This is a genomic window from Priestia sp. TRN 1309 (genome assembly GCF_050846875.1).
Lineage (GTDB): Bacteria > Bacillota > Bacilli > Bacillales > Bacillaceae_H > Priestia > Priestia zanthoxyli.
The window spans coordinates 60,583-79,032 of the sequence record NZ_JBOZGM010000004.1; the positions used below are offsets into that span (position 1 = coordinate 60,583).

The 18,450-nt window shown below is 37.4% G+C and carries 18 protein-coding genes and 1 pseudogene; 4 read left to right on the forward strand and 15 right to left on the reverse strand.

All coding sequences use genetic code 11. The features are described 5' to 3' along the window. Positions 1 to 97: 97 nt before the first annotated feature. The 7 genes from ACRPLQ_RS16545 to ACRPLQ_RS16575 all read right to left on the reverse strand — a co-directional run bounded on the left by ACRPLQ_RS16545 (position 98) and on the right by ACRPLQ_RS16575 (position 7,895). Positions 98 to 1,462, reverse strand: a complete 1,365-nt coding sequence (locus ACRPLQ_RS16545; protein ID WP_063247284.1) for an allantoinase — start codon at positions 1,460 to 1,462, stop codon at positions 98 to 100. Positions 1,463 to 1,838: 376 nt separating this feature from the next. After that, positions 1,839 to 3,254 carry a sensor histidine kinase gene (locus tag ACRPLQ_RS16550; RefSeq protein ID WP_047751108.1) on the reverse strand — a complete coding sequence of 472 codons (1,416 nt, stop codon included), beginning with the start codon at positions 3,252 to 3,254 and terminating at the stop codon, positions 1,839 to 1,841. Beyond that, positions 3,244 to 3,918: a response regulator transcription factor gene (locus ACRPLQ_RS16555; RefSeq protein ID WP_028413601.1), complete on the reverse strand. Its 675-nt coding sequence runs from the start codon at positions 3,916 to 3,918 to the stop codon at positions 3,244 to 3,246. Before ACRPLQ_RS16555 ends, ACRPLQ_RS16550 begins: the two co-directional genes overlap by 11 nt. A gap of 178 nt (positions 3,919 to 4,096) precedes the next feature. Further along, on the reverse strand, positions 4,097 to 4,255 hold the full coding sequence (locus ACRPLQ_RS16560) for a hypothetical protein (protein WP_155017217.1): 159 nt from the start codon (positions 4,253 to 4,255) through the stop codon (positions 4,097 to 4,099). Positions 4,256 to 4,285: 30 nt separating this feature from the next. Next, on the reverse strand, positions 4,286 to 5,161 hold the full coding sequence (locus ACRPLQ_RS16565; protein ID WP_033578796.1) for a peptidylprolyl isomerase: 876 nt from the start codon (positions 5,159 to 5,161) through the stop codon (positions 4,286 to 4,288). 25 nt (positions 5,162 to 5,186) lie between these two features. Continuing rightward, positions 5,187 to 6,188, reverse strand: coding sequence for an acyltransferase family protein (locus ACRPLQ_RS16570; protein WP_033578795.1), 1,002 nt, complete (start codon positions 6,186 to 6,188; stop codon positions 5,187 to 5,189). 294 nt (positions 6,189 to 6,482) lie between these two features. Further along, positions 6,483 to 7,895 (reverse strand): amino acid permease, encoded by a 1,413-nt coding sequence (locus ACRPLQ_RS16575; RefSeq protein ID WP_034269273.1) that lies wholly within the window; start codon positions 7,893 to 7,895, stop codon positions 6,483 to 6,485. A 362-nt stretch (positions 7,896 to 8,257) separates the two neighbouring features. On the opposite strand from ACRPLQ_RS16575, the gene ACRPLQ_RS16580 reads away from it, so the two are divergent. Then, entirely contained in the window at positions 8,258 to 8,911 is a 654-nt protein-coding gene (locus tag ACRPLQ_RS16580) for a GntR family transcriptional regulator (RefSeq protein ID WP_430078519.1), read from the forward strand. A 179-nt stretch (positions 8,912 to 9,090) separates the two neighbouring features. Here the strand turns inward: ACRPLQ_RS16580 and nhaC are convergent, their stop codons facing one another. Beyond that, entirely contained in the window at positions 9,091 to 10,497 is a 1,407-nt protein-coding gene (nhaC, locus tag ACRPLQ_RS16585) for a Na+/H+ antiporter NhaC (RefSeq protein WP_114895101.1), read from the reverse strand. Between the two features lie 322 nt (positions 10,498 to 10,819). Between nhaC and msrA the strand changes: the two are divergent. Next, positions 10,820 to 11,738 (forward strand): annotated as a pseudogene (gene msrA, locus ACRPLQ_RS16590) (peptide-methionine (S)-S-oxide reductase MsrA). Between the two features lie 3 nt (positions 11,739 to 11,741). Here msrA and ACRPLQ_RS16595 read toward each other — a convergent pair. Both ACRPLQ_RS16595 and ACRPLQ_RS16600 read right to left on the reverse strand, forming a co-directional pair. Next, complete coding sequence (locus tag ACRPLQ_RS16595; RefSeq protein WP_165635942.1) at positions 11,742 to 12,437, reverse strand: YqjF family protein; 696 nt, start codon at positions 12,435 to 12,437, stop codon at positions 11,742 to 11,744. Positions 12,438 to 12,456: 19 nt separating this feature from the next. Next, complete coding sequence (locus ACRPLQ_RS16600) at positions 12,457 to 13,410, reverse strand: NAD(P)/FAD-dependent oxidoreductase (RefSeq protein WP_430078524.1); 954 nt, start codon at positions 13,408 to 13,410, stop codon at positions 12,457 to 12,459. 199 nt (positions 13,411 to 13,609) lie between these two features. On the opposite strand from ACRPLQ_RS16600, the gene ACRPLQ_RS16605 reads away from it, so the two are divergent. Further along, a complete protein-coding gene (locus ACRPLQ_RS16605) occupies positions 13,610 to 13,942 on the forward strand; it encodes a hypothetical protein (RefSeq protein WP_013056747.1) in 333 nt (110 codons plus the stop codon). Positions 13,943 to 13,977: 35 nt separating this feature from the next. Here the strand turns inward: ACRPLQ_RS16605 and motB are convergent, their stop codons facing one another. From motB to ACRPLQ_RS16620, 3 genes are all read right to left on the reverse strand, one after another. Further along, entirely contained in the window at positions 13,978 to 14,811 is an 834-nt protein-coding gene (gene motB / locus ACRPLQ_RS16610) for a flagellar motor protein MotB (protein WP_430078527.1), read from the reverse strand. Continuing rightward, positions 14,804 to 15,598, reverse strand: a complete 795-nt coding sequence (motA, locus tag ACRPLQ_RS16615) for a flagellar motor stator protein MotA (protein WP_013056745.1) — start codon at positions 15,596 to 15,598, stop codon at positions 14,804 to 14,806. Before motA ends, motB begins: the two co-directional genes overlap by 8 nt. 129 nt (positions 15,599 to 15,727) lie before the next feature. Beyond that, entirely contained in the window at positions 15,728 to 15,871 is a 144-nt protein-coding gene (locus ACRPLQ_RS16620; protein ID WP_014460421.1) for a hypothetical protein, read from the reverse strand. Positions 15,872 to 16,011: 140 nt separating this feature from the next. On the opposite strand from ACRPLQ_RS16620, the gene ACRPLQ_RS16625 reads away from it, so the two are divergent. Continuing rightward, positions 16,012 to 16,290, forward strand: coding sequence for a hypothetical protein (locus tag ACRPLQ_RS16625; protein WP_014460422.1), 279 nt, complete (start codon positions 16,012 to 16,014; stop codon positions 16,288 to 16,290). A 13-nt stretch (positions 16,291 to 16,303) separates the two neighbouring features. Here ACRPLQ_RS16625 and ACRPLQ_RS16630 read toward each other — a convergent pair whose 3' ends face one another. Both ACRPLQ_RS16630 and ACRPLQ_RS16635 read right to left on the reverse strand, forming a co-directional pair. After that, entirely contained in the window at positions 16,304 to 16,963 is a 660-nt protein-coding gene (locus ACRPLQ_RS16630; protein WP_028413611.1) for a serine/threonine protein kinase, read from the reverse strand. 119 nt (positions 16,964 to 17,082) lie between these two features. Further along, entirely contained in the window at positions 17,083 to 18,369 is a 1,287-nt protein-coding gene (locus tag ACRPLQ_RS16635) for a cytochrome P450 (protein WP_080963438.1), read from the reverse strand. Positions 18,370 to 18,450: the final 81 nt, after the last annotated feature.

The window sequence follows — 18,450 nt, forward strand, 5'->3', positions numbered from 1 at the left end:
TTTTCACCTATGTAATACTTTTAATATAAGTCATCCTCATTTTTTTATGTAAAAAAAGAGATAAAAGGTTTATTTTTCATCTCTTTTTTCACTGTGCCTACAATTTTACGTATTCACCATTTACCATTTGTCCTTTGTGAAGAGGAAACACACCTTCTTCTTTAGTGTATACAATCGTTCCTCTATTAATGGTAGTTAAAATAACGCTATTAAATACCGTTCCTTCATATATACTGTGCTTATGTTTGAAAACCATTCCTTCTTTTGTCACTTTTTCAGTTTGATCCAGATCAACGATAACCAAATCCGCATCGGCTCCTAGCAAAATGCTTCCTTTTTTGGGATATAAGCCGAATCGTTTAGCTGGATTGGTTGATACAAGCTTTGAAATGTGAGAAAGAGAAATCCCTCTAGTGATCGCTCCTTCACTAATCATTGCTTGCAAAGAGTACTGACCGCCTGATATTCCACCCCAAACTTTAAATAAATCATTCTGATGAGCTGTTTTTAACTCAATCGGGCAAGGAGAATGATCCGAAGAAATCATATCTACTTCCTCTGATTGAATACATGCCCATAATTTTTCTTTTTGACTCCTGCTGCGAAGAGGAGGTGCACACTTAGCCGTTACGCCAATTTCTTCAAAGTCTTCCTCTGTAAAAAGTAAATAATGCGGACAAGTTTCCAGCGTAACGTTCATTCCATTCTTCTTTGCTTCCGTAATAAGCTGCACTGCTTCATAGCTGCTAATGTGTACAAAGTGAAGCGGACATCCCGTTTCTTCACCGTACTCAAGCGCTTGCTTTACTGCGTTTACTTCTGCTACAACCGGTCGCGTTTCTAAATAATCTTTAATAGCCGTTTGCTTTTGCTTCTGTTTAGCCTGTTCAAGCTTTTGTATTAAGTCATTTCTTTCAGCATGCAGGGCAAGCACTTTATTTAGTTTTGCAATCTCTTTCATTCCTTCGTATAATGTGAGGTCATCTGAGAAATCAAATTCAGAACCTGCTTCTGACATAAATGCTTTAAAACCTATTACACCCGAATGAGCCATTTTGGCTAATTCTTCTTTATTACCAGGAACCAACCCTCCCCATAGACCGTAATCTACTACTGACTTTTGATCAGCCAGCTTTTTCTTTTCCCACAGCGCTGCTTCTGTTACGGTAGGAGGAACGCCGTTTAAAGGCATATCAAAATATGTAGTGCAGCCTCCTGCGGCCATAGATGCTGAACCGTAGTCAAACCCTTCCCAATGGTCTCGGCTCGGTTCATCAAAATGCACATGAATATCAATCATTCCAGGCAGAACATATTTGCCTTTAGCATCTACGTATTTTTTTGCTGGTATGCTAACACCTTGCGCTATTTCTGCAATCTTTCCTTTTTTAACACCTATGTCCGCTTTTACTATTTCGTCTTCTAACACGACCGAACCATCCCGAATAATTAAATCGTACATATTATCAAACTCCCCTTTACTTACTTCATCTTTTTGTTAAACGAAGTAGTCTGCTATTGTTCTATCATGCACTGTTTCCTTTAAAAAGTCTTTATCATTGTAAAGAACCCTGACACACAGACTGATTATTACGTCAGTTAATATAACTGAATTATCCGATTTTTTCATTCGCCATTTTGTCTAAACTTTTCTTTTTCATTTGGTCACTTTCACTAACTGAAAAGAGATGGAGACATAACTAAATCAACGGTCGAACAAATTGGATAAATGAAACCTACCTCCACTCTAACCATAAAAAAATCCGAACGAGTTTGATTCTCCATCAAGAATCAAACTCGTTCGGATCTTCCTTCAACTAATTTTGTCACAGTCTCTTTTAACTCTTTTTTACTTTTTGTGACATTGGCAACCTTACTGTAAATGTACTTCCTTTTTCTTGTTCACTTTCTACATCAATTTTGCCTTTATGTGTTTCTACGATCCATTTAGCGATTGCTAGGCCTAGCCCGTGACCTCCCATTTGACGGGATCGGGATTTATCAGCACGATAAAAGCGGTCGAAGATTCGATCCTTTTCGTCGGGATGAATTCCAACCCCTGTATCACGTACTTTTAATGTACATTCACTCCCGTGCTGAACCACTTGAATGTTTACACTTCCATGAGGAGTCGTATATTTAATCGCATTGTCTAACAAAATGTAAATCAGCTGAGTGAGACGCTCTTGATCTCCAGTTACAACTAATTTTTCAGGCGTATCCAGCTGCAAATCAATATGTTTAGAAATCGCTAGAGTTTCAACCGATTCCATTACCTTTTGTACCGCATCTGTAATATCAAATGGCATCATTGCTTTTTCTACTTTATTAGAGTCTGAGCGTGCAAGCGTAAGTAAATCACTGACGAGACTCGTCATCCGCTTCACTTCAGCTTTCATATTATTAATTAATTTTTTAGAGAAGGGATCTTCTGTTACTTCCTCCTGCATTTCTAAAGCGTTGATAGAAGAAAGCATAACGCTAAGCGGTGTCCTTAGCTCATGGGATGCATCCGCCACAAATTCTTTTTGCTTTTGGAAAGCTGTTTCAATTGGGACCATGGCACGTTTTGACATTAAGCGGCTGATATAAATGGCTACTCCTACAAACAGTACCGTAAGGCTCAGCATAATAATGAGGAGCCACTTTAACAGCTGATAAAGAAACGAAACGTCTTTTCCAATATAAAGCATCCCTAAAAATTGGCCTTTATAAAAAATAGGTTCCCCCGCCATCATTAAATCAATATCTATTTTGCCTTCCCCGTTTTGCCCTTTTACTCCTTCAATGTGCTCAAAACTAGGACGCGGGGCTTTTATTCGTTCTTTTCGCACTTCGTTTTCAATAGGGATCCATCCATCAATTAAATCTAACAAGTTAGAGCGAAGACGCTCACTCGCTTCGTTGCCCATAATAAGGTCCCCTTCAGGACTGATGACATAATAAAAAAACTGATCTTCACCGGCTACGACAATGTTTTTATACTCTTCTTTCGACTGTTGATTCGAACTGTTTACCGCTTGTTTAATTAAGATGCTTTGGACAATTCGAGACTCTTGTTTTAACATGCTATTTAAGTTTTGCTGCTGACTATTGGATACAACCACATACACCAATGCATAAACAATAAATACGAATAAAAGCAGAAACAGCATTAGCAATGCGCTGTATCGGAATGTTAAACGATTTTGCGTCTGGCTGAATAAATCTTGCTTTACTTTCTGTTTAGCCCTCGTAAGAAGTTTAGCTTTCAATTTTGTAGCCTACTCCGCGAATGCTTTGAATAAGATCTTGTTTGTTAAATTTCTCTAGTTTTTTTCGCAAAAGTTTAACCGTCGCATCAATCGTTTTAATCGAAACATCTGATTCATATCCCCATACCCTGTCTAAAATAATATCCCGGGAAAGAACTTGTCCTTTGTTTTTTACTAAAAAATCTAGCAGTTGAAATTCACGTGGACTTAATTGAATAAACTCCTCGTCAAACTGCACGGTTTGACTTGCTCTTTTTAATATCATACTGGCAATCTCTACTTCTTCTTCTAAAATTGGTGCATAATTACGACGAGCCAAAGCGCGAAGCCTTGCAAGCAGCTCGTCAATTTCAAATGGCTTAATAACGTAATCATCCGCTCCCGCATCTAAGCCTTGTATACGATCTTGAACCGCATCTTTTGCTGTTAACATAAGAATGGCCCCGGCGTATCCTTCTTTTCTTAGACGTTTACATACATCGATTCCGTCTCCATTGGGCATCATCCAGTCAAGAATTAACACATCATAATGTGCTTCAGATGCATAGTCATATGCATCATTCCCTTCCGTCACCCATTCGACGTTATAGCCTCCTTTTTTCTTCAGCATATAACTAACTAATTCACCTAGCTGCAAATCATCTTCTGCTAGCAGTACGTTCATTCTGCGTAACTCCTTCCTTCGTTTGATACATTTCCCTGCATCCTTTTGTTTACTTTATTATACAAAAAGAATCAGCAGAAACAAGCTGCCTCTACTGATCTCTTTTCATTTTAATTTTCCCTACCTGTATTAAGAACGAGAGCAAACTGCTGTTCAGCCGTTCGCATCTTTTGTACTTTTATGAATGACTAACGATTTGATTTGAATATGAAGGATTTGATCCATTAACAGTTTCTGTGACCTTTACAACACGCCGGCATATTTCAGCTCGTACACCTCTGTGCTTCAATTGTTCGACGATTTTTTCTAATTTGCTATAAGACGCTGTTTGTTTCATATCCATCCCCTCATTTCGTTAAGGTATTATTTATGAATCAAGTTTGTTTGTAATATCATACTTTTTCTTTAGCTTTTGTAACCATGTTGGATACTCTGTTTGGTATTTTTGATCAAGCAGCGTTTGCTTGATTTTTGCTTTGCTGTTTTCATATGTTGCTTTTTGCGCTTCTTTTTTGCCTGTTACTTTAATAATGTGATAACCGTATTCTGTTTTAACAGGATCACTTACTTCATTTACCTTCATTGAAAATGCTTTGTTGGCAAAAGCTTCGACCATATCGCCTTTTTTGAAGTATCCAAGGTTTCCGCCATCTGATTTAGAAGCTGTATCCGTTGAATATTCTTTTGCTAGCTTCGCAAAATCTTCTCCTTTATCAAGCTTTGCCTTTACTTCTTTTGCTGTTTTTTCGTCTGCTACTAAGATATGACTAGCTTTTACCTGTGCTTCTGTAGCTAGTGAATCTTTATTTTGATTAAAGTACGATTTCATTTCACTATCTTTAATATTAATAGTCGACTCGACCATTTTTTTTGCTTCAATATTCGTCTTTAAATCTTTTTTCAGCTCTGACAATTTTACACCGCTAGATGCTAATGCTTGATTTAGTGCATCTTCTCCACCGTACTGACTTTTAAGGTTTTCTAATTCAGCATTAATTTCTTTATCGGTTACTTTAATATTTTGTTTAGCTGCTTCTTTTGAAATGACTTTTTGTTCGATTAGTGAATCAAGGACACTTGATCCTCCTTGAGCAAGAAGAGCATCATACAGCTGATCTTTTGTGATTTTTTCATCACCAACGGTAGCAACTACCTTTGATTTATTCATTGCTACGGCACCAATAGCTACTGCAGCAATAATGACAACGGCTGCGATAATCATAATTATTTTGTTTTTAGACATCATTAAACTCCTTTTCCATTTCTCATTACTTACCTAAACTTAAACTTTTGCGCGTTGGTAACGGTTTAAGCTCAATTAAAGGCCTTGCAATCGTAGATACGTATTTACTCGACAACAGCCACGCCACTCCACAAGCTCCAATCAAAAGAATGCTGTATCCTTGTACACTTTCTATCCAGTCTCCAAAAGAAGATAAGCGAATATATTTAATCAGAAATCCATGTAGCAAATACACATAAAAGGTTTGAGCACCTCGAGATGTAAAAGACATCGTCTGTGTAGGGATCAAAGCTAAAAAGGAAACCGTCATTGCTAAGCTGATGCTATAAAATAGTGTACGAATGATCATTCCCTCTACTTGATTTACACCTAAGGAGGCATAAGATTTTGAACCAAATAGCCACTCCTTCTCAAAATCCGGTGCTACGTACTGGATCCACAGAGCAATAATGAGCAATGTGCCTCCAGCTATTTTCTTACAAGAAACAGACGTCAACTTTTTAAAATGTTCTTTTTTCATATAAAACCCTGCTAAGAAGAAGGGGAAGAATACAAATGTTCTAGAAAGACTTAACGTTGTTTCTAGCGGTTCACATAAGCCAATCATAATTCCTAAAACTGCCGCGACGGCTAAAGGATATTTGATCTTTGTAAAAATGAACAGCATCGCATTCCAACAAAATAAACTTAGTAAAAACCACAGTGACCAAGCTGGCTGAAATACTGAAACTTCAAATGACGATTCATCATACAGTTTATAATCGTATACCGCATAGATAAGTTGAAAGATAATATAAGGAAGTAATACTTTCTTCGCCATCTTCCACATATATCCTTTCTTTCGGTATCCTTTTGCAAAATATCCGCTTATTAAAATAAACGCTGGCATATGAAAAGTATAAATAAATATGTAGAGTGTTCGTAACCACTGTTCATCATTAATGAAGGGAGTTAACAAATGGCCAAACACTACCAGTACAATTAAGATAAATTTCACGTTATCAAAATACGCATCCCGCTTAGCCATTTGACTTCCTCCTTTCTTTTACGTTCTATGGATTTGTACGACGTGCTGCTGCGAATATCTTTTCTTTACATCCCTTACTATACATAGTGAAAATGAAAAAACAGTGAAAACTTTTCTTTTTTCTATTTTTAAATAAGGCGCCGCTAAATAAGTTTGACAAATGACGCCTCTTTCTCTACTATATAGATACGCACCCTATCCAATTCAATTTCGCTTGTTGCGGGACACTTAACCAGTACGGATGGATAGGGTGTTTTGTATGCAAAAAAGCAGAAGACCTAGGTCTTCTGCTTTTTATTTTGCTATAGGCTGACTGTCATCTTTTCCGTTTTCTTTTTTACTTTTTAAATAATAAAACAGATAACAAAAAAGGACAAATGGGATACCGCAGTATAATGCGATACGCTGACTCTTATCAAAAGCAAGTCCTACACAAGCAGCAAAGCATAAAACGAATGCTAAGATAGGAACGAGAGGATATAAAGGAGCTTTGTAAACAAGCTTTGATACATCATTTCCTTCTTTAATATAGCGTCTTCTGAACATAAAATGAGAAGCTGCAATAGCCATCCATACAGCTACCACTGCAAATCCAGAAATAGAAACTAATACTAAGTAAACAGTAGTTGGTGCAACCACGCTTGACAGCAAGGACAGACAAGCCACTCCCATGCTGATAAGCAACGAATTAAACGGAACTCCTTTAGACGTTACTTTCCCTAACCAGCTGCTAACCATTTTTTGATCGGATAATGACCAGAGCATTCTCGAGCATGCATATAAGCCTGCATTAGCGTTTGATAGTAAAGCTGTTAAAATAACCAAGTTCATAATATCTGCTGCATAAGGAATACCTATTTGATCAAACACCGTCACAAAAGGACTTTCTAACACTCCTGCTTGTTTCCATGAGATCAACCCAGATAGTACAAACATGGCGCCGATAAAGAAGAAGAATGTACGCCAAATGATATTTTTAATGGCTCGAGGTATGTTCTTTTCTGGATCTTCTGTTTCTCCCGCCGTAATACCAATTAATTCTGTTCCTGAAAAAGCAAAACTTACGGAAACCATTGTAATTAATACAGGCATAAGTCCATTTGGAAATAAACCACCCTCTCCTGTAAAATGAGAAAGCATCGGCGCTTTTTCATGACCGCTAAGGGGAATGAATCCAAACATCGCTGCTGCGCCTAAAATAATAAATACAATAATCGTTAATACTTTAATACTTGAAAACCAAAATTCTGTTTCGCCGAAAAAACGTACAGATGTTGCATTTAAACCAAATAATAAAAGAGCAAACAGCGCGCTCCATATCCAAACGGAAACGTCAGGAAACCATCTTTGCATAAGCAATCCAGACGCTGTAAACTCCGAACCGACAGATACCACCCAAGTCAGCCAGTAGAGCCACCCAACCGCAAAACCAGTACCCGGCCCTATAAACTTTGTAGCGTATACTTGAAATGATCCTGACACAGGCATTGCTACGCTTAGTTCCCCTAGACATATCATGACTAAATACATAATTAATCCACCGATTAAATAAGCAAGGAGCGTTCCCCCAGGACCTGCTGCATTAATTGTATAGCCTGAATTAAGAAACAACCCCGTACCGATAACGCCGCCAAGGGAAATCATAAATAAATGACGGCTTTTCATTTTTCTTTGTAACTGATTCATAGATGTTGTATTCTCACCCATTATGTACCTCCTTTTTATAGTAAACCCATACAAAAACTTGGTTTTTTTACATATTCTCTATAGTCTCTTCTCTGCAGGAGTAGGCTCTATTTCTTCGATATGTACGAATCTTGTATATTGTATACAATATACACTTCTTAAATCTTTTTACGATTATATCATTTTTCAGATTTTTTACAACATTGAATAGTAAAAAATATTTCAATAATTCTATTTTTTATATTCTAACTAAGATTAAATGAAGTGATATGATATGATTATTTTTACATCTGTACGTTCTTTCTTGCTATTTTTATACTCTTTCATCACCATGACATGAACAGAAAGAACGGCTGATGCGATATTTATTTTAGGGGGAAACAATGAACAAGGGGCCTATGATTTATCATTCATTAAAAGATCATGTATATAACTACATAGCAAGTCAACTTCAAGAAGGTACACTGCTGCCTAACGACAAAATAAATGAAGCCAGTATTTGTTCTCAGCTGAATGTCAGCCGAACGCCTGTAAGAGAAGCGCTTATTAAATTAGCTTCAGACAACCTATTAGAATACAGACCGCGCAGAGGATTTACTGTAAAGGAAATTGATACACAAAAAAAACTAGAAGTATTTGAAATCGTCGGTGCTTTAGATGGTCTGGCAGCTGCCCTGTCGATTGATCACTTAACTGAAGAAGATTTTACGGAGATGGATGAGCTTATTACAAAAATCGATGTTTCGATTGAATTAGAAAATTATCAGGATTATCAAAAATATCAAACATATTTTCATCGAGTCTATTTGAACCGATGCAATAATGTGACCTTAAAAGAACAGCTTATGTCTTTACAAGACGGATTCATCAGACAAACGTACTTTAGCGATGACAATAAAGAGCTATACGCCATTTTACATGTAATGAATGAACATCACCGACATATTCTGAAACTTCTGCAGCAGAAAAAAAAGGCGGATGTTCAACTTTACCTTCAAAATGTTCACTGGAAAATCGAATACCCAGAAATGATTTGATTAAAAAGAGCTCGAGACATAACTAAATCAATTCAATCAACAGCTAGAAGCAACGAAATATATGAAACCTACGTTTATCATACCAATAAAAAAATCCGAACGAAGTTGATTCTTCATTAAGAATCTTCATTCATCGTTCGGATTTTTCTTTCACTAAAACACTTTTATCCCAGCCTCTTTTATTTTGCTATAGCAGAACGCTGCTTTTCTTCTTTTACGTACCAAATGAATTTCCCTGTATATCCGTAAATAATCGCTAAAATAATAGAGACAAAACTGAGCCACATAAACGGCAGATAAGCGAATGTAGAAATTCCAAGCGTTGTAGCTAGAAATACACCGTTATCCGTCCACGGAACCATTCCAGAAGTTAAGGTTCCTCCTACTTCTGAGTTACGGGCAAGCACCAGACGCTGTATTCTTAACTTATCATAACTTTTTTCCATAATTTTCGGTGTTAAAATTAATGAAACATACATCGCACAACCAAATATATTTCCTAATAACCCAACGAAAATAGTAGAAGTTGTAACGTTTCCTGAATTGACAAGAATTTTTTCAAATTTAGATAGCAGGACTTCTAAGACACCGAGCTCATCTAATAACCCGCCAAATCCTAGTCCAAAAATAATGACAATAATGGAACCTACCATGCTTAAAATTCCGCCACGATTTAACAGCTCACTTAAAAACGTGTTGTCGGTATTAATTTTAAATCCTTCATAAGCCGTATTAAATGCGCTCGCCACATCCATATGTTGAAAGACAACTGCCCATATAATTCCTAATAATGAACCAATCGCAATTGCTGGAAGAGAAGGTTTCTTTAAAGCTAAAAGAACAATGACAGCCAATGCCGGAATCAGCATCCACCCGCTGATATGGAATGTATCCAACAGCGAAGATTTTAATTCTTCTACCCGTCCAGCATCAAAATCTTTTCCCCCATACATAAAACCTGTTACCGTAAATAATACTGCTGTAATGAGGTAAGCAGGAATATCCAACACTAACATTGCTTTTACGTGATCAATAACATTCACTCGAGCCATTGACGCAGATAAAATGGTACTGTCAGAAAGAGGAGAAAGCTTGTCTCCAAAATAAGCTCCTGAAATCACAGCTCCAGCTACTAAAGGAAGCGGCATACCTAGGCCTTGTCCGATTCCCATCATCGCGATTCCGGCTGTACCAACCGTTCCCCAAGATGTTCCTGTTGAAATCGAGGTAATAGAGCAAATGATAAGTGTAGCAAGTAAAAAGAATGTTGGATTAATAAACTCTAATCCAAAATAAATAAGAGAAGGAACAACTCCTCCGGCAATCCATGTTCCAATTAACGTACCGACGGCTAATAAAATTAAAATAGCTTCTAAGCCGTTTGATATTCCTCTTGTAATGGCCCCTTGCAGCTGATTATACGTATACCCAAGTCGTACTCCTAGCGCCATAACAATAAACCATGAAATAAATAAAGCGAGCTGAATAGGTAAATTAAAAACAGTTGCAAATGAAATAACAACAGCTAAAAATAAAGCAAGCACAATCATTATTTCCCACATAGATGGTAAACGGGTTGTGTTCAAACTAGCTCCTCCTAAACTGGTATGTAGATTCTGGAATGTGGTATCGTTTAAGAGCAAAACGTCCTTATTTTTTAATTGTTCCTCTTACTGCTCCAACATATGTATTTCTATGAGTACTTAAACAATAAACTGCATCTTTTTAAGAACATAAAATAAGGATACTCGCGTAAACAATAAGCCATTTTCTTTTATCCAGTGGTCATAATACCATAAGAATGTGCTTTCTTACAAGACTCATTATAAAGCGCTTTCTGTTTGTTTATACATTTTAATATATAAATATATTTTCATTTATTTTATTCAACGAAAAGAGGAAAGTAATATGAAAGAATATGCAACGTTTGCAGGAGGATGCTTTTGGTGCATGGTCGCTCCTTTTGATCAGCTTACAGGAATCAGCAGTATCCGCTCGGGCTACGCTAGAGATAAACAAATCACTTCTAAAGCTTCTGCTCTTGTAGAAAAGAAAAACGACTACGTAGAGGCTGTGCAAATCGTATGGGATCCTTCTCAAATTACGTTTGAAGATCTGCTTAACCTATATTGGCAGCAAATTGACCCTACGGATTCCGCCGGACAGTTTTTCAGACCGCGGACCATCGTATCGAGCCATCATTTTTTATCATAACGAAAAGCAAAAAGAAGCGGCTCTCGATTCTAAAAGAAAGCTTGCCCAAAGCGGACGTTTTAACAATCCTATCGTCACACCTATTTTACCTTTTTCTTCTTTTTACGAAGCCGAAGAACAGCATCAGGATTATTATCGAAAAAATGCATTTCACTATAAATTATACAAAGAAGGCTCGGGGCGCACTGATTTTCTGACGCAGCATTGGCCCAAGGACCGCTCTTACCTTAAAAAGATTCTAACGCCTATGCAATATTTTGTTACGCAGGAAAACGGTACCGAACCTCCTTTTACAAATTTATATTGGAATAACAAAAAACAAGGAATTTACGTTGACCTTCTAACTGGAGAAGCACTGTTCAAAACGTCAGATCAGCTTCCTTCTCATACAGGCTGGCCCATTTTTAAGCGCCCTATCTTATACGGAAACATAAAAAAAGTGCCGGCGCAGCATTCAACAGCGCTAAAAAGCAAAGAAGGAGATAACTATCTAGGTTTACTTTTAACAGAAGAAAACAGCGAATACTATCAAGTAAATTCTGCGGCTCTGCGCTTTGTTCCAAAAGAGACGCTTAAAGAAGAAGGCTATGAAGATTTTTTAATTTTGTTTTGATGCCTATACTTTTTTAAAAGGGTAAAAATAAGCGGTTACTTTCTTTGCGTAGTGTACAGTTAAATCATGATGATCCGCCGGACGCAAAAAAGGCTGAGTGAGAGAATCATCTCTTATTTCACACTCTCCTTTTTGCAGCTCCCAAGGGTCATGATAAAGATCTCCTCTGTAGACATTTCCTTGATGAGTGGTAAATAAGCAGTAGCGCTCTGTAAGCCAATGAGCTAGTTCTCCTTTTTTACTGTGATAGGACGGAGAAGTACCTCTATATGTAAGCTTTACTCGCTCTTTTTTTGAGTCTTTGTGCGTTCGAACTGACTGAAAAGAAATATAGTTCTGAGTTTTGTTGAATGTCATAGCAGCGCGGTAATAAGGCAAGTGAAAAAACTGACGAGCAATCCATACTCCTAGTGGATTGCTTGCGTCTAAACTAAAAAAATAAACGCCTTTTTCCCCTTTATATGTAACATAGGTACGCACATTTAGCTCATATAACCGTGAAAAGATGGGCATGGCGGGCGTTCCTTTGAATCGAATGTCTGTCATCGTAAAAGGCACAAGCGCAATCCACGCTTGACCGTTATAGGTATCAGGCTCTAACTGACTCGGCAATAAAGAAGCCAAAAATGCCGGATCCACAGGCCAATGAATAAACAGTAAATCTTTCCACGTTTGCTTCATTATCCAATTGTTTTTCACTTCTTGTTCTCTCCTTTTTCTAGATGTTCTTTTCCATCAATTCAGCGGCTGCCGATTTCCCTGACAAATATGCGCTTTCTAACCGTGAGTGGTTCGTCTTGTCTTCCCTTCTTAAAAAAGCATCTCCTGCCACCAGTAGCGACGGCATAATTTCGATAAAGGGCTGGTGAAGAACTTGTTCAACCTCTGCATAGCGCCATTTTTTTAACTGAATGCTTTTAATATGATTTGCACCTATCGATTCTTTTATTTCATTTTTTATCGCCCGCAGCAACTCATGTTCATGTTTATCAAAATGTTTTTCTGACCAGTCTGTATTCATATATACGCTAAGAACAGGCGTCTTTGATATTCCTTTTTGCTCATGATTCACGATTCTTTGAATGGTGCCAGATGGATTCGTGAGTTGACCATGATCACCAAACAGCGTCTCTGTGTAAAGCTCCACGATAGCAACCAAGCAAGGACTGAATTTCAGTGTTTTAAGAATAGATTGGTCCACCTGTAACCTGCTGTTATTAAGCATCTCAATAACCTGAGGAGACGGAGGTGTAAGAATGATATCAGTCGCTTCAAAAATCTCATTTTCTTCTGTATACAGCTGGTACCTTCCGTTTTGAAAATCAATGGTTTGAACTTTTCGATTCAAGTATACGCGTAGATCTTTTGCTAAATATTTAGCTAATGCATTCATGCCATTTATACTTTGATAACGAGGGTGATGCTCACCAAACCACTTCTTAACCTTTCTATCAGCTATCCATTTATTTACGGCTTGCTGAAATTCATCGGATCTCACTGTAAAAAATTGAGCTCCGTGATCTGCTTTTCCATCCCCTACTCTTCGTGTAGCCATTCGTCCCCCTACACTTTTGCCCTTATCAAGAAGAAAGACCTCTATTCCTGCTTTTTGTAATTCAGCCGCAGCTGTAAGGCCGGTCATTCCTGCACCTACTATTCCTACTCGTTTCATTTTTTCCTCCTTATTTAACTCATTTACTTACAGTATAAAAAAAGCGGAATAATTGAGCTAATTTAAACTGTCTTTTTCATTTACCTTCGCTCCTGCTTGTCTCAAAAAAATAGTCTACGATTCCTTTCATCTGAGTATACTTGTCGTATACAAATATATCTTTACCTGCTAGCACGTCTATAGATAGGAGGACCGTCACATGATGCTCTATGATATTAAGCACAAAGTATATTACGAAGTATTTAATACAGCTCGCCCTAAAATGAAGGACGCTCACCAAGGACGAAGCTGGGGATATGTTTATAAAAATCTCAATGGACAACCTACAAAGTTCTGGATTGACTTTACACACGGTCGTTTTATGTACTTTCAAGTTGAAGACAAGTGGTATCGCGTGCAATATTTGCAGTCCAATGATAAGAAAAAAACAGCGGATGTCTTTAAAGGCGCTCTCATTGATTTGATTTTAGATGGAATGGATCTCAAACTAGTACGAGGAAACTTTGAGAAGAGAAGACTCTTAGCTTTATAACACATAGAAAAACAGCCGTAAAAGCAGTCCTGCTTTTACGGCTGTTTAATTGTACGAGGAGTAATCAATATTTCAACCCTTCTATTTTTCGCTTGCCCCTCTGCTGTATTGTTAGATGTCACGGGTTTGAACTCTCCAAACCCTTTTGCACTGAACATGCTTGGATTAAGCTTATCGTTTTTTAAGATAGCTTTCATAAAGTTAACGGCTCTCATCACGCTTAACTCCCAGTTGGATTCAAAACCAGCGTTCCGAATAGGTACGTTATCGGTGTGACCGCTAATAATAATATTACGAGGAGGATCAATCACCAAAAGCTCTGAAATATCATTTGCGATTTTTGTATCTTCACTCCGAACTTGTGCTCTTCCCGAATCAAACAATACATTGTCTCGAATGGAAATTAAGAGACCTTCCTCTGTTAGCGAAGTCTGCAATTGATTTGTTAAGTTTTTCTTTTGAATATACGCATTAATTTTAGATTGAATTTGCTGAAGCTCTTCTTGATCAGCTTCTCGAATGGTTTGCTCCTTTTGTTCGCTCGTTAACGATTGTGAAGAAGCAGGAGACTGATTGGGAGCTGTCTCTACTTCATTTGTTTTTTCCGTACTTTTAGCTGCAGGAGTATTTGAAGGCTGAACCGCTTCTTCAGATTCCTGCAGAGATTGAAATTCCATCACGCCCGTTCCTCCAACGAACGCTTCATTAAATGCGCGGGAAAGGTTTTTAAATTTTTGCGCATCCACTGAGCTCATTGCAAACAATACAATGAATAAAGCAAGTAAAAGTGTAAGCAAATCTGAGTAAGGAAGCAGCCAGCTTTCGTCAACATGGTCCTCTTCATGCTTTCGTTTTCTGCGTCTACTCATTTATGCCCACTTCGCTTTCTTGAAGAAGCTTTTTACGTTCCGCTGTTGGCAAATAGGAAGCCAGCTTTTGCTCAATTACTTTCGGTGTTTCTCCTTCTAGAAGTGAAAGCACTCCTTCGATCATCATATACTTTACCTTTACTTCATGTTTCGATTTACGCTTCAGTTTATTTGCAAACGGATGCCATAGTACATACCCAGTAAAAATACCAAGAAGCGTAGCAACAAACGCCGCGCTGATCGCATGTCCTAGCGTATCCGTATCTTCCATGTTCCCAAGCGCAGCAATTAACCCTATAACAGCTCCAAGTACACCCAGAGTTGGAGCATATGTACCTGCTAAAGCGAAAATACTTGCACCCGTTTGATGTCTCTCTTCCATAGCATCAATTTCTTCAGACAACACGTCTCGTATATAATCCGCACTTTGACCATCAATAGCTAAATTCAAACCATTTTTTAAGAAAGGGTCATCTACATCAATAATTTGGGCTTCAAGTGATAGTAACCCTTCTTTTCGAACAACTTGTCCCCATTCTGAAAACATGGATACTAAATCAACGGGCTGCAGCATTTTTTGTTCTTTAAACAGGACACCAAACAGTTTTGGGACTCTTTTGATTTCATTTGAAGGAAATGCAATCACTACTGCTCCGACGGTTCCGACAATAATAATTAAAATAGCAGCCGGATTTCCTAACACAGATGGATTAACCCCTTTGAAAAACATGCCTACAATAAGAGAGGCTATTCCTAAAATCAGTCCAATAAAAGATGTTTTATCCATATGTAATTCTCCTATCCTTAACTTCCTGTTCTTTCTTTTTGTGTATTTTATCCTCATCTTTTATTTCGACTATTTCATAGAATTTTTAAGCTTTTTATGAATCATATTTACAATTACATCTTTTCTCTATTATAAAAACACTTTTTTCAACTTTTCATACAGAATATCTGAAGGTCCAGCTATAATCGCTACAATTTGATTTTCCACATAAATAGCAGCCGTCATCTTATTATCAATATCAGCTAAAATTGCAAACCCGACGTTAATATTCAACTTTACTCACCTCTGTAACGTTGTTGTTTATTCAACATATAAAAAGAACAGTCTTACCATTTATTTTTCCGTGTTTTATTGACATTTGTAAATTTTATATTAAGATTATGTAAATGAGTTGACAAAATGGAGGTGATATTATGCTACTAGAAAAATACTGTAAAGACACTGATTTAATGATTATCCAGTTTACAATCGAACTAACAAAAGATATTCACGCTAAAATCTCCGCACGTACTTTATTTTATGAAGAACAGGTGATACGTTATGCTGAAAAAAGAATACGTTCTTTCTTACATCCTCTTTCCCTTAAACATACGCTGAAATTTGTCTATCAATCTGAAATACTACAAACCATTCTATTCAAATTAAAACCAACTTTTGAACAGCAGCACGTACTGCGCTGTATTTCATCTTAAAAAGGAGTTCCCTTTAGCGGAAACTCCTTTTTGATTTGATTCTACGATATAGACGATATGCTTTTCTGATAACGTTTAAAAGCGGATACGGCAAGCGGATATGGTATTTATCAATAAACGGATAAAAGGTGTAATAAGCTTTTACAAGGTCTGTCCATTTTTTATCAATACCCTCCTTATAAAAGTCAGAAATATCCACCACATATCCTCTTCCATCTTTCATCATGACATTTTTGCCATGCACATCATACGGGTTTAACCCCTGGCTTCTTGCATAGTCCAAAGCTTTGTTCACATCTTTTATGACTTGTTCTGGAATCTTTATTCCCCGCTGTACAGCATCATACAAAGTAACACCTGTAAGTCTTTTTAAAATCAAGTACGTCTTTCCCTCATGAAAAAGTTGAGAATAAGCTGGGTGAACGCCCAGCTTTCTATACACTTGCGCTTCTTTTTTTACACCATAAACGTCTCTTCCGTATACTTTTACGACAAATTCAGGATAATTCTCGTGCGTAAACACACCGGCATAGTTTCCTTTACCAATAAGTACCCACTCTTTTGTTTTGTTCGTAACTTCAACTGGATCATAGTCACTTTCACTTTGAATCTTAACTTGCGTTAGTAATGATGTTTCAACTAGCGACACTAACTGTTTAATTGTTTTATCCATAGTCCCCTCTAAAAATCCTTCAGTAATCTCTATCAAATATTATCCTATGATAAATCTCAATGCAGGATGTGTCAATAAATTGACAGCCTGATATAAAGAGGGAAAGGATTCCCGTTCATTCAAGACTGCGTGTGAACTTTGTGAACATTCACATCCAGTTCTTCTTTCATATTCAGCATAACACCCGCCATCGGAGCAATAGGCTCGGGCTTAGTCAGTTGAAATAAAAAGCGCTTTGTCATTTCTGACAGAAAAATAGTTACTATTTCAGTGATATAGTCCATGCCTCTTTCCGCTTGATGCTCAATCCCAAGCGGCATATACATATAGCTTGGGACATCAATGGACCCTCCTTTTTCAAAACGGTCAGGTAAAAATTCACTTGGCTCTAAAAAGTAATCTTCATGGCGATGCATCATATAAGGGCTAATTAACATAATCTCCCCTTTTTTAATGCTGTAACCATCTATTTGTATATCTTCACGTGCTTGACGCCCAAATAGCCAAAGAGGCGGATACAGCCTCATGCTTTCAGCAATTATTTTGCGCATATAGGTCAAATTTTTGGTTGAAAGTGATTCACCGCTAGCATAGGCTTGAATTTCTTTATGCAGCTGAAGGTGCTCCCTAATATTTTGAGACAGTAAATGAATAGACCAGCTGCATACGTGCGTAATCATTTCATACATCGAAAGGAATATAGAATTTAGCTGTTCGTATATTTCTCTTTCATCGATGTCTTCCCCGTGAGAATTTAATACACACTGCAGTAAGTCATTTCCTTCGGTTTTGTTTTGAACACGCATTTGAACGCGTTCAAAAAGGAGTTGTTCTAGCTGCTCATCTGAGTCAGGCTGGTGCAAGGGTAGACGAATATAAATTTTGCCTAACTTTTCTTTTTTTCTCATAAGCGCTTGAACATAGTGAATTTTGTCTTTATCCTCAATCGAAATGCCAAATACAAGTTGAAGGAGTACAGCTACGACTATCTGTCTTATGTCTTTTACTATCGTTCGAAGCTGCCCTTCTTCCCACGTTTCCGTATGCTTTTCAATTATTTTTGCGATTGCTTCCTTATTATAAGTTAGATGTTGTTTAAGTTGTGAGGGTTGAATGGGGCTCATGTATAATGCTTCATCTGTCCATAACATTTCTTCACCCAGCAGCGTTTTAAACATATGCGTTAGTTTAATTTTTTGAAACGCCTTGCTGTTTGTAATGACTACATCTTTAATAAGTTGAGGGTCTCTCGTTACATAAAAGCGTTTGTGCGCAACTCTAAATGTTGCAATTTCTCCATACTGAGTCAAGTTTTCCAAAAAACCCAATGGGTTCTCTCTAAACTTTTGCAGGTGACCGGTAAGCTTATACGACGAGGGGCCCTGTATAACCGGCAATGTTATCACTCCTTTTCTAAAAATGCGGGACTTAAACAAATAAAAGAGTAGTCCACTAAAGACTACTCTTTTTCACACAAAGATATGCTA

Bases quoted from the DNA above. Each gene is read 5' to 3' on its own strand.
- motA (WP_013056745.1), bottom strand. From the start codon at position 15,598: ATGGATAAAACATCTTTTATTGGACTGATTTTAGGAATAGCCTCTCTT.
- motB (WP_430078527.1), bottom strand. From the start codon at position 14,811: ATGAGTAGACGCAGAAAACGAAAGCATGAAGAGGACCATGTTGACGAA.
- ACRPLQ_RS16555 (WP_028413601.1), bottom strand. From the start codon at position 3,918: ATGAACGTACTGCTAGCAGAAGATGATTTGCAGCTAGGTGAATTAGTT.
- ACRPLQ_RS16580 (WP_430078519.1), top strand. From the start codon at position 8,258: ATGAACAAGGGGCCTATGATTTATCATTCATTAAAAGATCATGTATAT.
- ACRPLQ_RS16625 (WP_014460422.1), top strand. From the start codon at position 16,012: ATGCTACTAGAAAAATACTGTAAAGACACTGATTTAATGATTATCCAG.
- ACRPLQ_RS16545 (WP_063247284.1), bottom strand. From the start codon at position 1,462: ATGTACGATTTAATTATTCGGGATGGTTCGGTCGTGTTAGAAGACGAA.
- ACRPLQ_RS16630 (WP_028413611.1), bottom strand. From the start codon at position 16,963: ATGGATAAAACAATTAAACAGTTAGTGTCGCTAGTTGAAACATCATTA.
- ACRPLQ_RS16560 (WP_155017217.1), bottom strand. From the start codon at position 4,255: ATGAAACAAACAGCGTCTTATAGCAAATTAGAAAAAATCGTCGAACAA.
- ACRPLQ_RS16605 (WP_013056747.1), top strand. From the start codon at position 13,610: ATGATGCTCTATGATATTAAGCACAAAGTATATTACGAAGTATTTAAT.
- ACRPLQ_RS16570 (WP_033578795.1), bottom strand. From the start codon at position 6,188: ATGGCTAAGCGGGATGCGTATTTTGATAACGTGAAATTTATCTTAATT.
- ACRPLQ_RS16600 (WP_430078524.1), bottom strand. From the start codon at position 13,410: ATGAAACGAGTAGGAATAGTAGGTGCAGGAATGACCGGCCTTACAGCT.
- ACRPLQ_RS16565 (WP_033578796.1), bottom strand. From the start codon at position 5,161: ATGTCTAAAAACAAAATAATTATGATTATCGCAGCCGTTGTCATTATT.
- ACRPLQ_RS16575 (WP_034269273.1), bottom strand. From the start codon at position 7,895: ATGGGTGAGAATACAACATCTATGAATCAGTTACAAAGAAAAATGAAA.